General features: G+C 53.6%; 13 protein-coding genes and 2 tRNA genes. 10 read left to right on the top strand and 5 right to left on the bottom strand.

Translation table 11 applies throughout. The features are described 5' to 3' along the window. Window positions 1-10: 10 nt before the first annotated feature. From QZ766_RS04175 to QZ766_RS04155, 5 genes are all read left to right on the top strand, one after another. Window positions 11-703, top strand: a complete 693-nt coding sequence (locus QZ766_RS04175; protein WP_297197697.1) for a molecular chaperone — start codon at window positions 11-13, stop codon at window positions 701-703. A gap of 137 nt (window positions 704-840) precedes the next feature. Next, the gene (locus QZ766_RS04170; RefSeq protein WP_297197664.1) at window positions 841-3,363 is read left to right on the top strand and encodes a fimbria/pilus outer membrane usher protein; all 2,523 of its coding nucleotides are present in this window, start codon (window positions 841-843) and stop codon (window positions 3,361-3,363) included. Between the two features lie 8 nt (window positions 3,364-3,371). Then, a complete protein-coding gene (locus QZ766_RS04165) occupies window positions 3,372-4,445 on the top strand; it encodes a fimbrial protein (protein ID WP_297197662.1) in 1,074 nt (357 codons plus the stop codon). Between the two features lie 124 nt (window positions 4,446-4,569). After that, entirely contained in the window at window positions 4,570-5,640 is a 1,071-nt protein-coding gene (locus QZ766_RS04160) for a fimbrial protein (RefSeq protein WP_297197659.1), read from the top strand. 347 nt (window positions 5,641-5,987) lie between these two features. Continuing rightward, window positions 5,988-6,758, top strand: coding sequence for a glycosyltransferase family 25 protein (locus QZ766_RS04155; RefSeq protein WP_297197656.1), 771 nt, complete (start codon window positions 5,988-5,990; stop codon window positions 6,756-6,758). Between the two features lie 344 nt (window positions 6,759-7,102). Here the strand turns inward: QZ766_RS04155 and QZ766_RS04150 are convergent. Continuing rightward, window positions 7,103-7,192: transfer RNA gene (locus QZ766_RS04150), tRNA-Ser, on the bottom strand. Window positions 7,193-7,285: 93 nt separating this feature from the next. Between QZ766_RS04150 and mtfA the strand changes: the two genes are divergently transcribed. The 3 genes from mtfA (at window position 7,286) to QZ766_RS04135 (ending at window position 9,610) form a co-directional block, all read left to right on the top strand. Further along, window positions 7,286-8,083, top strand: coding sequence for a DgsA anti-repressor MtfA (mtfA, locus tag QZ766_RS04145; protein ID WP_297197653.1), 798 nt, complete (start codon window positions 7,286-7,288; stop codon window positions 8,081-8,083). Between the two features lie 100 nt (window positions 8,084-8,183). Beyond that, a tRNA-Asn gene (locus QZ766_RS04140) sits at window positions 8,184-8,259 on the top strand. A gap of 547 nt (window positions 8,260-8,806) precedes the next feature. Next, the gene (locus QZ766_RS04135) at window positions 8,807-9,610 is read left to right on the top strand and encodes a hypothetical protein (RefSeq protein WP_297197650.1); all 804 of its coding nucleotides are present in this window, start codon (window positions 8,807-8,809) and stop codon (window positions 9,608-9,610) included. Between the two features lie 458 nt (window positions 9,611-10,068). Here the strand turns inward: QZ766_RS04135 and QZ766_RS04130 are convergent, their stop codons facing one another. Beyond that, a complete protein-coding gene (locus QZ766_RS04130; RefSeq protein WP_297197647.1) occupies window positions 10,069-10,554 on the bottom strand; it encodes a glucose PTS transporter subunit IIA in 486 nt (161 codons plus the stop codon). Window positions 10,555-11,131: 577 nt separating this feature from the next. Continuing rightward, window positions 11,132-13,072 (bottom strand): 3D-(3,5/4)-trihydroxycyclohexane-1,2-dione acylhydrolase (decyclizing), encoded by a 1,941-nt coding sequence (gene iolD / locus QZ766_RS04125; protein WP_297197644.1) that lies wholly within the window; start codon window positions 13,070-13,072, stop codon window positions 11,132-11,134. A gap of 382 nt (window positions 13,073-13,454) precedes the next feature. On the opposite strand from iolD, the gene iolC reads away from it, so the two are divergent. Together iolC and QZ766_RS04115 are read left to right on the top strand one after the other, a co-directional pair. After that, the gene (gene iolC, locus QZ766_RS04120) at window positions 13,455-15,380 is read left to right on the top strand and encodes a 5-dehydro-2-deoxygluconokinase (protein WP_297197640.1); all 1,926 of its coding nucleotides are present in this window, start codon (window positions 13,455-13,457) and stop codon (window positions 15,378-15,380) included. 141 nt (window positions 15,381-15,521) lie between these two features. After that, window positions 15,522-16,706, top strand: a complete 1,185-nt coding sequence (locus QZ766_RS04115) for an arabinose transporter (RefSeq protein WP_297197637.1) — start codon at window positions 15,522-15,524, stop codon at window positions 16,704-16,706. Window positions 16,707-16,766: 60 nt separating this feature from the next. On the opposite strand, the gene QZ766_RS04110 is transcribed toward QZ766_RS04115, so the two are convergent. Both QZ766_RS04110 and QZ766_RS04105 read right to left on the bottom strand, forming a co-directional pair. Next, window positions 16,767-17,606 carry a sugar phosphate isomerase/epimerase gene (locus tag QZ766_RS04110; RefSeq protein ID WP_366509361.1) on the bottom strand — a complete coding sequence of 280 codons (840 nt, stop codon included), beginning with the start codon at window positions 17,604-17,606 and terminating at the stop codon, window positions 16,767-16,769. Beyond that, window positions 17,587-18,951, bottom strand: coding sequence for a glycoside hydrolase family 30 beta sandwich domain-containing protein (locus QZ766_RS04105; RefSeq protein WP_297197632.1), 1,365 nt, complete (start codon window positions 18,949-18,951; stop codon window positions 17,587-17,589). The genes QZ766_RS04110 and QZ766_RS04105 overlap by 20 nt, the downstream gene beginning before the upstream one ends. Between the last annotated feature and the right edge of the window lie 41 nt (window positions 18,952-18,992).

Below are 18,992 nucleotides of genomic sequence, written 5' to 3'. Positions count from 1 at the left end.
GAGGCTAACAATGCGAGTATTATCAACTTTAGCCCTGCTATTTGCCGTATGTCATTCGGCATCCGCAAATATCGTCATAAACGGCACGCGTGTTATTTATCGTAGCAGTAGTAAAGAAACCAGCGTGCAACTTATTAATACCGGCACCTCTCCGTCTTTAGTTCAGTCGTGGATCGATGATGGCGACTTGGATTCAACGCCCGAAACGGCCCACGTGCCGTTTTTGCTTACCCCACCGGTTATTAAGGTTGCCGGCGGCGGCGGACAGCAGCTGCTGATAAAAAAACTGCCTTCGTCGCTGCCTGCCGATCGCGAATCGGTTTTTTATTTGAACGTGCTGGATATTCCGCCGGTGCCCGAGAATATGGTGGGCAAAAACACCATTCAGCTCGCGGTTAAATCTCGCATCAAGCTCTTTTATCGCCCCCAGGCGCTGTCCGCCGGCGCGGATAAAGGGATTGAGCTGATGAAAGTCAACCACGGTGCCCGAACGTTTACGCTGCGCAACGCCAGCGCTTACTACATCACCATCGCCAACATTATGGACGCCCAGGACAACAAGCTGCTGAAGGATTCGGTGATGGTGGCGCCCTTCTCAAGCCTTGATGTGCCCTCGCTGATGCCTGTCAACAGCGGCCATAAATACAGCCTGCTCTACGTGGATGATCTAGGCGCTTATAAAACGCACCGGTTTATACCCTGAATACTTCGGGTTGCACCAAGGCGCAAATAAGCGGCTTCCCGGACGCTTTCAGGAGCCGTGACCGGGATAGAGGGAGCCTGCCCGGATTCAGCCTGACCTATGACGGGGACATCAGCCAATAAAGAGAATGACGCGCAATGAAATTGCAAGGCCACAAATTAATGCTGCTGGCGATTTGCTCGTGCCTGCTGGAGCAAAAAAGTGCCGCGGTGACGTTTAACCCCCAGCTGCTTGCCGGGAAGTCTGCGGAGTCAGACCTTTCCCGCTTCAATCTCGATTTGGATATGCCGCCCGGTAATCAGGAGATGGATATCTACGTTAACGATGAGTGGAAAGGCCACTATGCGCTGGCGTTCGGCACTTCGAAAGACGATATCCGCATGCAGCGGCGCGATGCCGCACTGCTGGGTATCGATCTGCCCGCCGCCGGAGGGGCGTTGCCGAAGGAGTTCACGCTTTCCGCGCTGGTGCAGGGCGGCAGCTACCAGGTCGATCCGGGCACCCTGAGCGTGCGCCTGCACGTGCCCCAGACCCACGTGGTGCACTCCGAAGAGGGCTACGTCGCGCCGCAGCTGTGGGAGCCGGGCGTATCGGCGCTGATGCTCTCCTACAACTCGACCTACTACCGCACCCAGCAGAAAGGGGCCAACCACGATACGGACGATGATTTTTATACCGGCCTGGACTCGGGATTTAACTTTTTCGGCTGGCAGTTTCGCGACAGCAGCACGTTCCGCAAACACTCCAGCCAGCGCGCCGACTGGCAAAACAACACCCGCTACGTTCGCCGGCCAATTGCCGCCATTAAATCGAACCTGCTCATCGGCGATATTTACTCCCCCGGCACGCTGTTTGACTCCCTGCGCGTACGGGGTGTTTCTCTGAGCTCGGACATTAACATGCGGCCCAACTCCCAGCAGGGATTTGCGCCGGTGGTGCACGGCGTGGCCCGCAGCAACTCGCTGGTGAAGGTGCTGCAGAACGGCAATATCATTTATCAGGAAAACGTGCCGCCGGGCGAGTTTACCATCGACAGCATCCAGCCCACCGGCTCGGCGGGGGATCTGCTGGTGATCGTCAAGGGCGCCGATGGCAAAGAGGAGTCGTTCACCGTTCCCTTCTCCGCCGTGCCGAATATGCTGAAGGAAGGCGTCAGCAAATACAGCCTGCTGGCGGCGAAAGTTCACGAAACCAACACCAGCTACCAGCCCGAATTCGTGCAGGGCACATTGCAGTACGGCTTTAATAACCTGGTTACCGGCTATACCGGCACCATTATCAGCAACAACTACCGCGCCGGGCTGCTGGGCACCGGCTGGAACTTTCCGGTGGGTGCCGTCTCGCTGGACGTGACCCAGGCGAATACCCAGCTGCAGGACCGCAGCGAATCCGGCCAGAGCGTGCGCGTCGCCTTCAGTAAATTCGTCAATGATACCGGCACTAACTTTACGCTCGCCGCTTACCGCTACTCGACCCGGGGCTACTACAGCTTTAGCGACGCCATTTACTCGCACGATAACTACCGGCGCTATCAGGATGACTGGTCCCGGACCCACGATGGACGCGACGATGGCAATCGGGGCGACGACAGCGATGATAATAATGCCCCGGCGCTGGATTTAAATACCCGGGATTCGCTACGCTCGGCGCGCCCGAAAAACACCTTTACGCTGAACCTTAACCAGCGGCTCAATAACGACTGGGGCACCTTCTATGTTTCCGGCACCCAGCGCGACTACTGGACCGAATCGCAAACCAGCCGCGAATTTCAGGTGGGCTACTCGAACGAGTTTCGCCGCACCAGCTACTCCTTCTCCCTGAGCCGGACCCACAGCGGTGACAGTCCGGAGGATACGCGTCTGTATCTGTCGCTGAACATTCCGCTGAAGATTTTCGACCGTGACGCCTGGCTCACCACCGGCGTATCCAGCAATAACGGCCACTATCAGCAGTCGAACGTCACCGTCAGCGGCAATGCGATGGACTCAAACCGGCTGAACTATTCATTTACCGGCTCTAATCAGACCGGCGGCGAGAATATGGCCAGTGCCAGCGCCAACTATCGTTCCAGCTTCTCGACGCTGGGCGGTTCATTCAGCGAATCAAATGAATATCATCAGGGCAGCCTGAGCGCCCGCGGTAGCCTGGTGGCAATCCCCTGGCACCTGCTGGCGTCTAACGAAATGGGCAGCACCTTAACCATTGTCGACGCACCGAAAGCCAGCGGGCTGATGATTAACGGCGACGCCAGCATCATCACCAATAAGGACGGCCTGGCGCTGGTGCCTTACGCCACGCCTTACCGTAAAAACGCCATCACTCTTTCTAATACCGATAGCGCCTCCGGGGCCGACGTGATTGGCAACGTTGCCAACACCGCGCCGTACGACGGCGCTGTTAACGTTGTCCACTTTGATACCGACGCCCGCCAGTCCTGGCTGCTGCGCGCGGTCCTGTCGGACGGCGCTCCCCTGCCCTTTGGTTCAGAAGTTCAGGACGACGCAGGACGCCCGGTGGGCTACGTCGGCCAGGCCGGGATCCTGTTTATTAAAGCTGACCGCGCCCCGGAGACGCTGGTAGTGCGCCTGCACGGACGCCAGTGCGTGATACATCATCCGGCGATGAGGCTGGATGGACAGACAAATATCTGCCATTTATGAGAAGAGTAATGTATCGATTTTACCTGATATTTTCGCTGGTTGCGTTTAGCGGTGCCAGCTACGCCACCTGTTATGGCAACGCGATTCAACACGCACCGGCGATAAACGTCGATCTTTCCGACAAGCTGTCGCCGACCTCACCAACCTGGACAGGTACTTATCCCGTTCAGTTCAGCGGCTCATTTACCTGCAGCAGCGCCAGCAGCGAATTTGGTTATACCGAACTACTAAGTTCAAACGATTCCTACGCCACGGTCCTGGGATTCAATAATGGTAAATATTACGTTAGAGCGAAAATCACCGACAATATTGGTGATAAAACCCTCAACGGCAAGGGATTGCATAATGCATCAGAGCTGGGCCAAACGATTAATGTGCAGTTTACGCTCGTGGATAAGCAAGGGATGAGCAAAAGTGCGGCCGGGAACACTAACAATCTTGGCGACATTTTCCTCGTTACCGACCTCAGCGGCCGAAGCGCTAGTGATAAATCCTCATGGCGCAATATGCAGCAGATGTTGATTATTTCATGGCTAGCCTCTGGCTATGAGTGGGTCTTCTACAAAAAGCAGGATATGTACGGCCAGCCGATGACCGTCACCTACGCGCCAAAACCCACCACTTGTACCTTCTCTAATGCCGGCGTGTCGGTTGTGCTGCCGACAATGGGGATTAAGCAGATCGTGACGCAAAACCGCCCCGGCTATACGCCCTTCACCATCGATTTGCGCTGCGACAATCTGAATATCAACTCCACCGCCAACCGCGCCATTGATGTGTTCTTATCCAGCAATACGCTGCACTCTGGCGATCCGAGCGTGCTGATCGACAGCTCACCGCAATCGGCGCAGGGCGTCGGGCTGCGGATAGTGAAACGCGATACGCCGCTAAGCCCCGTCGTCCTTTCCAGCTCAACCACCAGCCGGGGCAGCGCTACCTCGTTATTTAGCGTTAACGCCAGCGCGCCGCTGTCGAACAACGTCGGGATCCCGATGGGGGTGTATTACTACACCTGGGCGCCCAAATCGCTGACCCAGGGCACCATCAACACTACGGCAACACTGAACATTGTGTATCCGTAAATTCTCTACCCGAAGAATACTGACCGGAGTTCCTCGTCATCCACCTGCACGGACGCCTGCAGCACCTCGCCCTTAGGGCATGGAGCTAAATAACGGGCGCCACCTGACATTTATGAGGAGAAAAATGAAGCGACTTCTTATGATATTTGCCCTGGCGGCGTTCAGCCGCGCCAGCTACGCCACCTGCCACGGCAAAAGTATTCAGTACGCGCCGCCGATCAGCGTGGATTTATCAGAGAAACTCACCCCGGCGACGCCGGAGTGGACAGATAACATCAGTACGCAATACAGCGGCTCTTTCACCTGCACCACGGGCAAAAGCAAATTTGGCTATACCAAAATATTGAGCGATCAAAGTAACTACGCCACCATCCTGGGATTTAGCAACGGCAAATATTATGTACGTGCCGAAATTACTAACGACTTGAGTAATAATAAGGAATTGAAAGGCTCCAGCCACAGTGCGAGCGAGCTGAATACGCCGATGACCATACGTTTCTCGCTGGTGAGCAAAGGCGGAAACATTACAAATATCACCGGCGATAGCATCGTCATGAACGACGTCCTTTTCGTTACCGATCTGAGTGGCATGAATATTGGGGAGATCTTAACGTGGCCATTAAAACAGCTGGGGAAAATTTTGCAGTGGCTAACCAATGGCTTCCACTGGCCCTACGACGACCGGGATATGTACGGTCAGCCGATGACCATCCGCTACGCGCCGAAACAAACCACCTGTACCTTCACCAATCCGGGAATGTCAGTGGTGCTGCCTACCATGGGGAGAAATCAGGTACTGACGCAGGTGCGTCCTGGCTATACGCCCTTCACACTTAATATACGCTGCGACAATTTGGCTGCTGGCGGTACCACCGATCGCAATATTGAGATCTTTTTATCCAGTAATACCCTGCTTTCAGGCGATCCTACCGTACTTATTGACAGTTCTCCTCAGTCGGCAAAAGGCGTGGGGCTGCGGCTGGTTAAACGTGAGGCCACGCAGCATCCGCTCACTATCTCCAGCTCAACCACCAACCGGGGTAACGCCACTGCGCTGTTTATCGCCCAGGCAGGCGGGCCGCTATCGAACAACTTTTCAATCCCAATGGGGGTTTATTACTACACCTGGGCACCCAAAACGCTCACTCAGGGCACCATTAACACGACGGCGACGCTGAATGTGGTTTATCCGTAGGGCGCGCCCGGACAGTAGAGCCTCAACGGCAACGGAACCCACCTGGAGAAGCCCGGCGACAGTGGTGATACGCACCGCTGTCCGCCCATGATGGCGAGGATTTGCAGGCTACACACCGCGAGCGCGAGGCGTTACCCCGACTGTATGCCGATCCTTTATCACCGCATTTAACATATAAAACAATAAATTAACAAAATCACACACTCTTCCTTTTTAGCCTGCTGCAGCCGCTCATTCTCTTTCCTCCTTTTATAAATTAAGATAGCGCCCGGTATTCGCAACAGCGCGGGCTGCCTTGTCAGCTCTTGATCTATGGATAGCAAATTAAACGGAATGGATAAATTTACATGCGCAATATTGTCATCAGCTTAAAGAATAAAAGCGAAGAGCGGCGAAGCTTTGTAAAGGAAGAGTTCAAAAAAGCCGCGGTAGCATTTGAGTTTTTTGATGCGGTCACTCCGGCGGACTTTGACGCAAAGGATAAACCGCTGAGCCTGTCCGACGGCTGCTTTGCTATTCGACCCAGCGAAAAAGCATGTTTTCTTAGCCACATCGCTGTATGGGATATCATGATCGATGAAAATCTCCCTTACATTGCCGTTTTCGAAGATGACATCCACCTGAGCGCTGATGCCGGATTATATCTTTCCAGCGATGACTGGATCCCCGACGATGCCGGGCTTATTAAGCTCGAAAAATATAATGATATTAATTTTAAAGTCAGCGGCCAGCGTAATACACTTAACAATCGGATATTGTTCCGGCTGGGGGAAGCTAACTGGGGCACCGCGGGTTATATCATCAAGAAAGAGACCGCAGAGATGCTAAAAGCTAGCTTTGCCGGAAAAAAATCGTTGAAAGCAATTGATGATGAACTTTTCCTGAACCATTTAAATAAATTTGGCCATTTTTATCAGTTAGAGCCGGCGATCTGTATTCAGGACGTCATAAAAAATAACCGTGTCAACTTCCAGTTTGAGAGCACGGTGACGCCGGTTAAAAATGCCGGGAAAAATAAATCACTGATTAAAACCATTAAGAAGTTAATTAGATTTAAGAAGATCAAAAGAGCGTTTAAAAAGCTCTTTTTAAGCAATATGCTTTCCACAATGGAGTAACGGCGATTATCTCATCCCCGGGGCACAGGTGAGCTTGTGCCGAAACCTGGCAATTTAGGGTGGGCTGGCGGTAAACAGTGCCTGTCGACCTGGTACAGGCCTGCACGCCGCAGTACCTTCACGCTGCCATCCGTCAAGAGTCATTTTTGCATCCGGTGTTATGCATATGAAAAAACAGCTTTTACGCCATGCCCGTGCGCCGATACGGAACTGCCTGTAATGTTGTTGATAGTGTGAAGCCGGAAGGATAAAAGAGGATGCCTGCCGCGAGGTAACATGGTAAAAATGGCAGCGTCGAATGCGAAATAACGGTATGAGATAATTTTGTTAATGCAGAAAAAAATTGGCGGAGAGAGGGGGATTTGAACCCCCGGTAGAGTTGCCCCTACTCCGGTTTTCGAGACCGGTCCGTTCAGCCGCTCCGGCATCTCTCCGATGAAGCGGCTGCTATAATGACGCCTTCTTTCCTGTTTTAACAGACCCTGTTGTTCTATTTACGTTTAAGTGACGAGTTTGCGAGCAAAGCGATGATTAAATGGCCGTGGAAAGCACAGGAAACATCCCGGGAAGCGGAGATGGAGTGGGAAAAGGCGCTGGCCATTCCCGTTCTGATTAACCTCTCTTCTGACGAACAGGCGCGCTTAACGCAGCTGGCAGCCCGCTTTTTACAGCAAAAGCGTCTCGTCCCGCTGCAGGGACTGGTTCTTGAACCCGTGCAGAGCGCCCGTATCGCTCTGCTCTTTTGCCTGCCGGTGCTGCAGCTCGGCTTCGAATGGCTCGATGGCTTTCACGAAGTACTGATTTACCCGGCACCTTTCGTGGTGGATGACGAGTGGGAAGACGACATCGGGCTGGTACACAGCCAGCGGGTGGTGCAGTCCGGGCAGAGCTGGCAACAGGGCCCTATCGTTCTCAACTGGCTGGACATTCAGGACTCCTTCGATGCGTCCGGCTTTAATCTGGTGGTCCACGAAGTTGCGCACAAGCTGGATCTGCGCAACGGCGACCGCGCCAGCGGCATTCCCCTGATCCCACTGCGCGAAGTCGCCGGCTGGGAGCACGATCTGCACGCGGCGATGGACAATATTCAGGAAGAGATTGAGCTGGTGGGCGAAAGTGCCGCCAGCATTGACGCCTACGCCGCCACCGATCCTGCTGAATGTTTCGCCGTCCTGTCAGAATACTTCTTCAGCGCCCCGGCGCTCTTCGCCCCGCGCTTTCCCGCGCTGTGGCAGCGTTTCTGCCACTTTTACCAGCAAGATCCGCTGGCGAGGATCCGTGATAATTCCGGCGGTATGAATCCTGATCCGCGCGTAGTTCACTAAAAACACAGGATGCGCTAAATTTAGCCAATTGAATCAGCAGGTTAAATTTAGTGTTGACACCAAAATGGGCTGACAGTAATATGCGCCTCGTTCACACGATTCCTCTGTAGTTCAGTCGGTAGAACGGCGGACTGTTAATCCGTATGTCACTGGTTCGAGTCCAGTCAGAGGAGCCAAATTTGAAAAAGCCTGCTTTCGAGCGGGCTTTTTGCTTCTTCAACCACCTCTCTTTTTTCAGTGCGCTTACGCCCGGTTTTTTTACTGTCGGCTAAGACCGCTGTACAAGGTTAAAACCCCATTCCCCCGATGTTCACAACGCTACACTCGTGAATTAACATAATAATCCTACCGAATATATTTATATCGATAATGCATATGACAGGTCATTATCTTATAAAAGAATCGTTAAAGACAAAACGTACCTATTATATCCCGTAGATAACTTAGGGTTAAAATCGCCTTAAAAGTAAGAATATCGCAAAAATTAGCGCTAAAGATATAATATTTCGAATGCTGGATAACTAATGCAATCCTGATATAGCATTAATATCGGAGTTCTGGTTATCGTTGATATTAACCGCAGTAAATATCAGGTTAATTAACCCCCTTGTAAATAAGAGCAGTACGACTATATTTTATAGCGCGTGCGCATAAGCACGCTGTATATACTTACTCTTTTTCAATGATTATTCAAATTTAACCTATTTATAGCAGGGGAAACAGATGAAAATGAACAGGATTATCACAGGCGCCGCCGTGGTTGCCGGACTTGCGCTGTCCGGAAGCGCTTCTGCAGCATTCCAGAAAACAGAGTTTGCCGTTCACGTAACAAACTTCACCAGCTCGATTCCCGGTAGCAAGAGCGGATTCACCACGCTGACCTATCCTATTACGGTAGAGTCAGACAATGGCAAAAAATCTTTCTATTATGCGCAGTACATCCCCTTCAAGCATCAGACAAAAGATGGGGAAGCTTATTACTATGGAATTCAGCCTCGGGTTGGTGGTAAGGCGCTTGTGGTATTTTCACTGTTTGGCGGCAAAGGTTCACGCATTATTGATAAAGAACACTGCTCGGGAGGTGCCGACAACCTTGCTATCGGCGGCATTACCTGTAATACAGTCTCAATCCCCTATCATCAGGGCGTGACCTATAATTTTACAGCTTCGCTGCAGCAGCATAGCGAAACCGAGAATATCTGGCTGGGTGAAGTTGAAGATACCTCAACCGGTAAAAAAACGCAGATTGGCTCCTGGGCCACACCCGCCTCCATCGGATATCCCAGCGGTAACGCTATCGGCTTCATCGAAGACTATGTGGGTATCAGGAGCTGCGCAGATATCCCCGCGACCACGGCGACGTTTGGTAAACCAATCGGGCGGGTTGAAAACGATGACAAGATCTATGAGGGCGCAGTGGATGAAGCCTATGGTGTCGACATCTGCAACGGAAAAGTGGCATTTACCTCCACTAAACTGCCGGATAACGGATTACGCGTAATCCAGGAGCAGGGCGTCGACGAGTAATGACATTACGCGTTTGATACCCTAAATCATTCGAGTTGCTTTCAGGCGGCACGAGAGTGGATCCCCGGTAGCTTGAATGATTTAAGCGACCGGGGTGCGGGATAAATTAACCTTACCAGTTTGAACGCCGCGGGGCGGCGATTCTCAAGAGGAAGTACTTCTCCCCTCATAATATAGACATACTCCCGGCACCTGCCCGATCGGATTGCGGCTAATACACCTCATCTTAATCAGTCGTTCACCCTCATGTACCAAAAACCAATCGAAGTCACGTCTTTCGCGGGTAAAATTTTGCTAATAACAATTCAATTATTCATTTACGAACAAATGGGGGATATCGTTATGCTACTGATTGATAATGAGATAAAAAGAAATAAGGTTTCAGGCTAAGAGATATAAGCGGTGTCCTTATCATTCGCACAATCTGATGACCATAGATTTCGGCTGGCTTTGAGCACTTAAAGCGTTCGGACGTAGATTATGGGATCGACACCGGCGCATACCTTACCCACTTGCATTGTGTAGCTATAGTGCTCCGGCGACATGATAATTACGGGCGTCACTGTGGAGATGCCTTTCTTTTTTAAGCGTTCGGGATCAACCTGTAAAATAACATCCCCACGCCTGACTCGCTGACCGGGGCCAGCCACCCGCGTGAAGCCGTCACCATTGAGTGAAACTGTATTCAGGCCATAGTGCACTAACAGCTCAATATTCTGGTCGGTCTTCATGAAAAAGGCATGATTGCCTGGTAAAATATTGACAATGGTGCCGTCAGCCGGCGCCCGGATGTTGCATTCTCCCTCGTCGGGGCAAACAGCGATGCCGACACCTACCAGCTTTTCGGAGAAGATCACGTCGTTGACTTTTTCAAGCTCCAATATGATCCCGCTTACCGGCGCGTACAGCGATGTCAAGGGTACAGCAGTTGTCGAAGATGTCATATCCCATCCTTTGGCTCTTAGCCTGCTCATCTATCTTCGCCGCAGCGTGCGGCGTACCGTTTACGGTTATGAATAACCGTCTCCTGTTTTATTTATAACGCTCAATCCCTGCATTGGTGAAAATCCCAGGGCAGGATTAACCTTCGCATGGATGCCTACCGCTCGATAACGAGTAGCAATTCTCTCAGAAGCAGCGCTGCATCTCCCGATGAATTCAAGTCGGTTGAAATACCGGATAATTCGGTATTAATGCCTGCCCCGCTCTATCTTCATTTCAAGCAGCCGCGTCCCGTTTTACGGCCGTCTGACGGTGTTGCTCATCCGGCGCCGGCCACCGGTACACGGCAATGAATGCGCTATTTCTATCTGACCTTATGCAGTACGCGCTGGTATTCCGCCACATTCACCCGACTTACCTTTGGATGCTGGTAGAGCGGAATAATCTGCAGATGCTGTCATTTCTTAATATACCGATAGTCTTAACTCACTATCTGATACACTATTCTGCCAATCGGTATATTCTCGGGCACGTCCACGCCGAACGTAATTTGTATTATTTTCGATTCCCTCAGGCCCATTAATATTGTCGGGCTTTATCGATATTGTCAGCCAACATGCGCGCCACTGCCTGTATACGCTCGCTGCGGGATACCTGGGCTCCGCCCACGCGCCACCAGCTTAAATAATTGTGTACCATCGTCTTGGGCAACACTTTAATGTCGATTAGGGTCGATACCGTTTGCAGCTTCACATCCTCAAGCGCAGCATGCAGCTGTTCCAGAGTTGTAACCCGGTAACTCTTGCAGCCATACCCTTCGGCGATCTTTGCGAAGTCTACCGCAATCAGACCACCCTCCTGACGACCGCTCTCCTCGCTGTGGTAACGGAACTCGGTGAAGAAGCTGTCCATGCCGTGTTCCATCTGCAGATTATTGATACAACCGTTGGTCATGTTGTCGAACAACAACACATTGATCTTTTTGTCCATCTGCAGAGAAGTGATCAGCTCGGAGTGCAGCATCATGAAAGCACCATCGCCAACCAGGGTGTACACCTCTCGCTCCGGCTGGGCCAGCTTGACGCCAAGCGCTGCATTGACCTCATAGCCCATGCAGGAGTATCCATATTCTACGTGGTAATCGTTATCGCCACGGCTCTGCCAGACACGCTGTAAATCCCCTGGCAGGCTGCCCGAGGCCGCCACCACTACGGCATTAGCCGGCAGTGACCGATTAATGATGTCCAGTACGCGGGTCTGGGTCAGGAAGGATGTCGTTAATCGCTTGAACTCGCTAAACACCTGCTCCCGATCGAGATGGTCGTCAATTTCCGGCACAAAGTCGTCGCCGGTGTACTCCACGCCGTATACCCGCGCGACTTCCGCCTGGTACTGCTGCCGGGCTTCTTCAATCTGCCCACCCCAGGCCGATTGATACCCCTGCTGATGAAGACAAGACTCCAGCGCAGATAACGCCTCCCGCGCATCCGCCAGTAGCTGTACACCATCCAGCTTGAAGGCGTCGAAGCGATTAATATTGATGTTCAGAAAGGCCACGGAAGGATTCTGGAATCCCCACTTCGAGCAGGTGGTGAAATCGGTATAACGCGTACCAACGCCAATGACCAGGTCGGCTTCTCTGGCTAACATATTGGCGGCCAGCGACCCTGTTTCGCCAATGCCACCGACGTTGAGGGGATGGTCGGAAGCCAGCGCCCCTTTACCTGCCTGAGTTTCCGCGATCGGCCACTGGAAACGTTCCGCCAGCTTCAGCAGAGCAGCCTCAGCCTGAGAATATTTCACCCCGCCACCGCAGATGAGAAGAGGACGCTTCCGGGTCAGGGTGAGCTGGAGCGCATCCGCCAGCATCGCATCGGTCGCCTTGCGCCGCTCAAACCTGTAAACGCGTTTGTTAAAGAAATAGTCCGGGTAGTCGTATGCTTCGCCCTGCACATCCTGCGGCAGGCACAGCGTAACCGCACCGGTTTCTGCCGGGTCCGTCAGTACCCGCATCGCGCTGAGACAGGCACTCATTAACTGCTCGGGTCGACTAATACGATCCCAATATTTGCTTACCGGACGGAACGCATCATTGGTGCTGATACTGAGATCGTGGTCCCGTTCCACTTGCTGCAGAACCGGATCGGGCTGTCGGCTGGCATATACATCACCCGGTAAAAGCAGCAGGGGAATGCGGTTGGCAGTAGCGGTAGCAGCAGCGGTGATCATGTTGGCCGCGCCGGGACCGACCGAGGAGGTGCACGCAAAAATCTGCTGACGCAGCTTTTGTTTAGCAAAACCGGTGGCGATGTGGGCCATGCCTTGTTCATTTCGTCCTTGATGGACGCTGAGTTGACCGCAGTCCTCCTCGAGCGCCTGACCCAGCCCCAAAACATTGCCATGGCCGAAAATCGCGAAAATGCCTTTGACGAACTTTATCTCGTTGCCATCAACGGCAATGTACTGATTATCAAGAAAGCGCACTAAAGCCTGCGCCATGGTCAACCGAATTGTTTTCATTGAGTTTCACCTGTCATTTTGGCCGTTCAGCCTGGTCCCAGCCTTTCCGGGAGCCTCGCCTGGGTAAAGGCTGCATACCGTGAACATGCTACAGCCAATATTTTTCATAAGGACAATATATAAAATTAATATTTCATTTATTGCGAAGGAGATCAATATTTGATGAGAAACTTTTGTCTCACTAACGATGCCTGAACATGCGTGCCGTCAGCCAGCACCTCTGTTAAAGGTAACAATGTTCGTTCCGCTTCTGTTTAACGCCCATATGTGATTTTGGTCAACAAAAAGATCCACATAAAAATTCCATTTTCATTGAAAATGAAAATAACAAAGCTTACGATGTGAAAAATAAATTCATCTATTCCTATTAAGGACATTACCTATGAGCAAGGTTCAACCAACTCTGGATGTCATCTGTCTGGGCCGGATCGCTGTAGACCTGTACGGTCAGCAAATTGGCGCGCGGCTTGAGGACGAAAGTACCTTCGCCAAATACCTCGGGGGATCTTCAGGTAACGTAGCCTATGGGACCGCTATCCAGGGACTACGCTCGGGGATGCTGGCCCGGGTAGGCGATGAGCATATGGGCCGTTTTTTACGCGAGGAGTTAACGCGGGCGGGGGCCGATACCAGCCACCTCATCACCGACAAGACTCGCCTCACTGGCCTTGTCCTGCTGGGCATCAAGGATCAGGAGACCTTCCCGCTGATTTTCTACCGTGATAATTGCGCAGACATGGCGCTGACCCCCGAAGACATCAGCGAGGATTACATCGCTTCGTCTCGCGCCCTGGCCATTACCGGAACCCACTTGTCGCACCCCAATACGCGCGCGGCAGTGCTTACTGCCCTGAAATACGCAGAGAAGCATGGACTGCGCCGGGCTCTGGATATCGATTATCGCCCCGTCTTGTGGGGACTTACCTCGCTTGGGGATGGCGAAACCCGCTTTGTTGCCTCTGACAAGGTGACGCGCGAACTACAGGACGTCCTGCATCATTTCGATCTGATTGTCGGCACCGAAGAAGAATTTCACATTGCCGGCGGTACCACCGATACGCTGGCCGCCCTGCGCAATGTGCGGCAAGTCAGCCAGGCGACGCTGGTGTGCAAGCGCGGCGCCCTGGGCTGTTCGGTATTCGAAGGGGATATTCCCGGTACATGGGACGACGTAGCGTTACATAGCGGCGTGCGGGTGGATGTGCTTAACGTGCTGGGTGCCGGCGACGCCTTCATGTCCGGCCTGCTGCGTGGCTATCTCAATGACGAAGGCTGGGACCAGGCCTGCCGCTACGCTAACGCCTGCGGCGCGCTGGTAGTTTCCCGCCACGGCTGCGCCCCAGCCATGCCCACCAGAAAAGAACTTGATGACTACCTGTCACGGGAACAATCGGTAAAACAACCGGACCGGGATGCCCGCCTCAATCATCTGCACCGTGTCACCACCCGCAAACAACAGTGGCCGGAGCTGTGCATATTCGCCTTCGATCATCGTAAGCAGCTAGTCGATATGGCGCACGAGGTGGCTGCCCGCGAAGAAGAGATCCCGCAACTGAAGAACTTGCTGCTCGAAGCCGCCCGACAGACCGCGCAGGAAACTGACCTGGTGCATCGCAGCGGCATTTTAGCCGATACGACCTTTGGTCAGGAAGCGCTCAACTCCATCACCGGCCAGGGCAGTTGGATTGGACGTCCCATTGAACTGCCTAACTCTCGCCCCCTGCGCCTGGAGCACGGCAATATCGGCTCGCAGTTGATCGATTGGCCACTGGAGCACGTGGTCAAGTGTCTGGTTTTTTATCACCCTCACGATGAAGAAGCGCTGCGCCTGGAACAAGACGCTCTGATTAATGAAATTTATCATGCCTGCTGCAAGTCCGGTCATGAACTGCTGCTGGAAGTGATCCTCCCCAGTGACGTCCCCGACAAGGATGAGCGCTACTATGCGCAAATCATCGAACATTTCTATCAGTTGGGCATTCAACCGGACTGGTGGAAATTGCCGGCGCAGAGTGCATCAAGCTGGCAGATCATCAGTCATCTGATCGAACAATACGATCCCGACTGCCGGGGGATCCTGATCCTCGGGCTGGACGCATCGGAAAGCGAGCTGAAAAAAGGATTCGCCACCGCGGCAGATTTTCCCTGGATTAAAGGGTTCGCCGTGGGCCGGACAATTTTCGGTGAACCTTCTCGCCAATGGCTGGCCCAGCAGATAACCGACGAGCAGCTTATCGACGCCGTGAAACAGAAATACCTGACGTTGATCCAATTCTGGCGCGAGTATAGGCCAGCCAAACAGGCCTAAGCCGCCAGCAAGCCGGGTGCTTTTCATGATAAGCACTCTGATCAAGGCCGCTGCCGGTACGCTCGCGTAAGAGCTACCGGCAGTGCCGATTTATACCTTGCAAACGCCCCCCTGTATTCAGTCTGCGCATAAGGATGAACCATGAATACCCTTGTTCAGGCGCCAGTCCATCCGCAGCAGCAGCTGTTACGTATCAGCATTGCCATGTTCCTGGCGTATCTGACCGTTGGTTTGCCGCTGGGCGTCATTCCACTCTATGTTCATCAAAAGCTGGGCCTCAACGATACCCTGGTGGGTGTCGCGGTCGGCAGCCAGTTTCTGGCGACGCTGCTTACCCGCGGACCGGCGGGTCGAAGCGCCGATCGGCGTGGTGCAAAACGATCTACGCACCTCGGTCTTGGATGCTGTTCGCTGGCAGGAGTAGCCTATCTGGCTTCGGCCCTCGTGCCCTCCACAAGTATCGTGCTGGCCTTTTCGCTGCTTATCGCCGGCCGGCTGCTGCTGGGGCTGGGGGAAAGCCAATTGCTAACCGGAAATCTCACCTGGGGGATGGGTTTGGTAGGGCAACCGTATGCCGGCAAAGTAATGTCATGGAACGGAATGGCAACCTACGGTGCGCTGGCAGCAGGCGCACCGCTGGGGCTGCTGTGTTACCAGCGCTGGGGACTTGCTTGCCTCGGTATCAGTACTGTACTGCTTCCGGTGTTGGCCCTTTTGCTCAATGCAGGGGTGCCCGGGGTGGCCGCACACGGGGGACAACGTGTAGCGCTGAAGCGCATCATCGGGCAAATCTGGCGTCCCGGACTGGGATTAGCGCTGCAGGGTATTGGCTTTGCCGCAATCGGCGCTTTTATTTCCCTGTACTTCAGCTCCCGACTCTGGGGTAATGCTGGCTTTACACTGACGGCCTTCGGCTGCGCCTTTATCATCACCCGCCTACTCTTCGGTCACTTGCCAGACCGGTATGGCGGCGTCAGGGTGGCCACCCATTCACTGATGCTGGAGGGAGGAGGATTATTATTGTTGTGGGCAGCGCCGACCGCCGGGCTGGCGCTGGTGGGAGCCGGCCTCACCGGCTGCGGGTGTTCACTGATTTTCCCCGCGCTGGGCGTCGATGTCGTACGCCGCGTCGATCCCCAGGCGCGCGGCACGGCACTGGGAGGCTACTCCGCTTTTCAGGACATCGCCTATGGACTGACCGGGCCCCTGGCGGGCATTCTGGCGACCTTTGCCGGCTATCCTGCTGTATTCCTGGGTGCTGCGGCCTGCGCCTTGCTTGGCGCCGCAGCCGTACATATTCTGATGTCCCATAACGATAACCGATAATGCCAAAGGGCGGCCCTCTGCCGCCCACCTGGCTTTGCCAGGGTCGATTTTAGAGCCGCGCTATGCGTCCACGCCGAGGAATGGGCGGGTCTTGCTTGCGCCGATCGCAAACACATCCTGAGCCGCCATACGCCAGTATCCCGGATTGAAAAGTTCCAGCGAGCAAGGCCCCGTATAGCACTGCGATATCAGTTGCCGGGAAATCTCCGCCAGGGGAATGACCCCGTTACCGGGAAACAAACGGTGGCAGTGATCTAACTTGCCTGCCGGCAAATCGTCAGCATCATCAATATGGTAGACAAATATTTTTTCTGTCGGCACCTGGCGCAGTATCGTTGGATCCTGCCACTGATCAAACAGGAAGAGGTTGAATGCATCCACTACCAGACCGACATTGTCACGGTCAACGGCATCAACGATCTCCATCGCCAGAGGCAGGCTGCGCACGCAGCAATCCGCACTGCCGATGGGCTCGAAGGCAAGCCGCATCCCATGCTCGCCAGCATAGTCTGCCAATTCCCGCAGCCGTTTCACCGAGTCGCTGATGACTTCAGCCTGTGAGGGGAGCAGGCCAGCCTGAACGGTGGGTACGACGACCAGACAATCGCCGCCGATGGCTGAGGCTACGTTGCAGGCAAAAGCCAGCTGGGCGCGCTTTTCCTGCCAGCGTCGAGCATCGCAGAAATTGATATTTTCCAGAGAGTTGTAGCCGTAAGGCTTCAGGTGGCTAGTGGCGAAGAAAGCGGCCAGCTCGCTAATATCATGCTGTTTCAGATAGTCTGCCAGCATGTCCAGACGCAACTCGATCACATCATAGCCACAGGCTTCCGCCAGGCGAATATCCTGCTCCAGCGTAGAGTTCATCATACAAGTGGCCTGGTTAAAGCCAAGTTTCATAATCTGTCTCCTCTCGTGTAGGCCAGACCAGGGTGCAAACGCTACCCGCGTTCAACGTCAACATGGTTTCCCGGGCACCATCCACTATCCGACATTGGCGAATCTCACCGCTGCGGTTGTAAACCACCAGGACACGCTCGCCATCAGGATGGACAAAACCAACCTCCTCCAGGGTAGCGTCATAGGATGATGACAGCATCACTCGTGCATCGGGCCTGACATAACGGCTGAAATGTGCGATGCCATAGTAGCTGCTGTTGCGGCGCAGCTGACCGCGGTCCAAATCGAACTGAATCGGAGCTTCACACAGGTTGCCTGGATGGTTCGGCCCGCCGGAGCCGTCCAGTAGCAGGTTCCAGTCGATAAACCCCATACACCCCGCCTTAAAATTACCAATCATATCGTGCAGGTATGTATCAAAATGGCGCGTTTGACCCCCTGCGCCCTCCTCCATTGGCACGCATCCTTCAGTAAACAACAGTTTCTTTTCCGGGTAATGCCGTGCCAGATGCTGGATTTGCGCGAAGTGATCGCCGGTGTACCAGTGAAATGCAAGGCCATCAATCTCGCGACGGCTCGCCTCATTGGCAAAGGCCCGTTCGGCCCAATCCACCAGCCCATCTTTGTCGTGGTCCCAGATATACAGTTCGGTATCTCCCAGACCGTGGCGTTCCAGCAGCGGTCGCAGATGATTCACGGCAAAATCTGTCTCCTGCTCCGCACTGTAGAGGCACGATTCCCACGGTTTGACCGCCACGGGCTCATTCTGCACTGAAAGCCTGTGTATATTGATGCCCTGCCGGCGATACTCCAGCAGAAACTGGACGATCATCTCCGCCCATAGCGGATAGGCGTCTAACCGCAGCTGCCCGCCACCGTTCATATTAGCGCTGGTTTTCATGAATGCCGGCGGACTCCAGGGCGAGGCCATCAGCACCAGGTTGGCGTTTACCGCCAGCGCATCGCGAATAAATGGGATCAAATTCTGTCGGTCACGCGCAAAGTTCAGCCGTCCATATTTGATATCTTCGGCACTTCCGGCATAAGCGTAATTGCCTAGCGAGAAATCACAGCTTTGGATGGGTAAGCGGGCCAGATTGTAACAATTGCCCTGCGCACTGAAATAGTCTTCGAGCAGTTCTTCACGTACTGCTTCTGGCATCGTGTTGTAGACCACGCCTGCCGCCTCGGTAAAGCTGCCGCCGAATCCCTCGACGCGCTGGAATTGATGGTGCGGGAAAACATTAATCGTACGCTCACCACCATCCGCCCGGTCAGTAAATGTCACCTGACTCTCGATGTGATAACACTGCTCTTGCGGATCCGAGGTAAAACATCTGCCTTTCATAGGTGTAACCTCAGCTTGAGGATAAAAAAAAGATGGGCATA

This window comes from uncultured Pluralibacter sp., from assembly GCF_913775985.1.
Lineage (GTDB): Bacteria > Pseudomonadota > Gammaproteobacteria > Enterobacterales > Enterobacteriaceae > Pluralibacter.
This window is presented reverse-complemented; position numbering and strand designations above follow the sequence as displayed.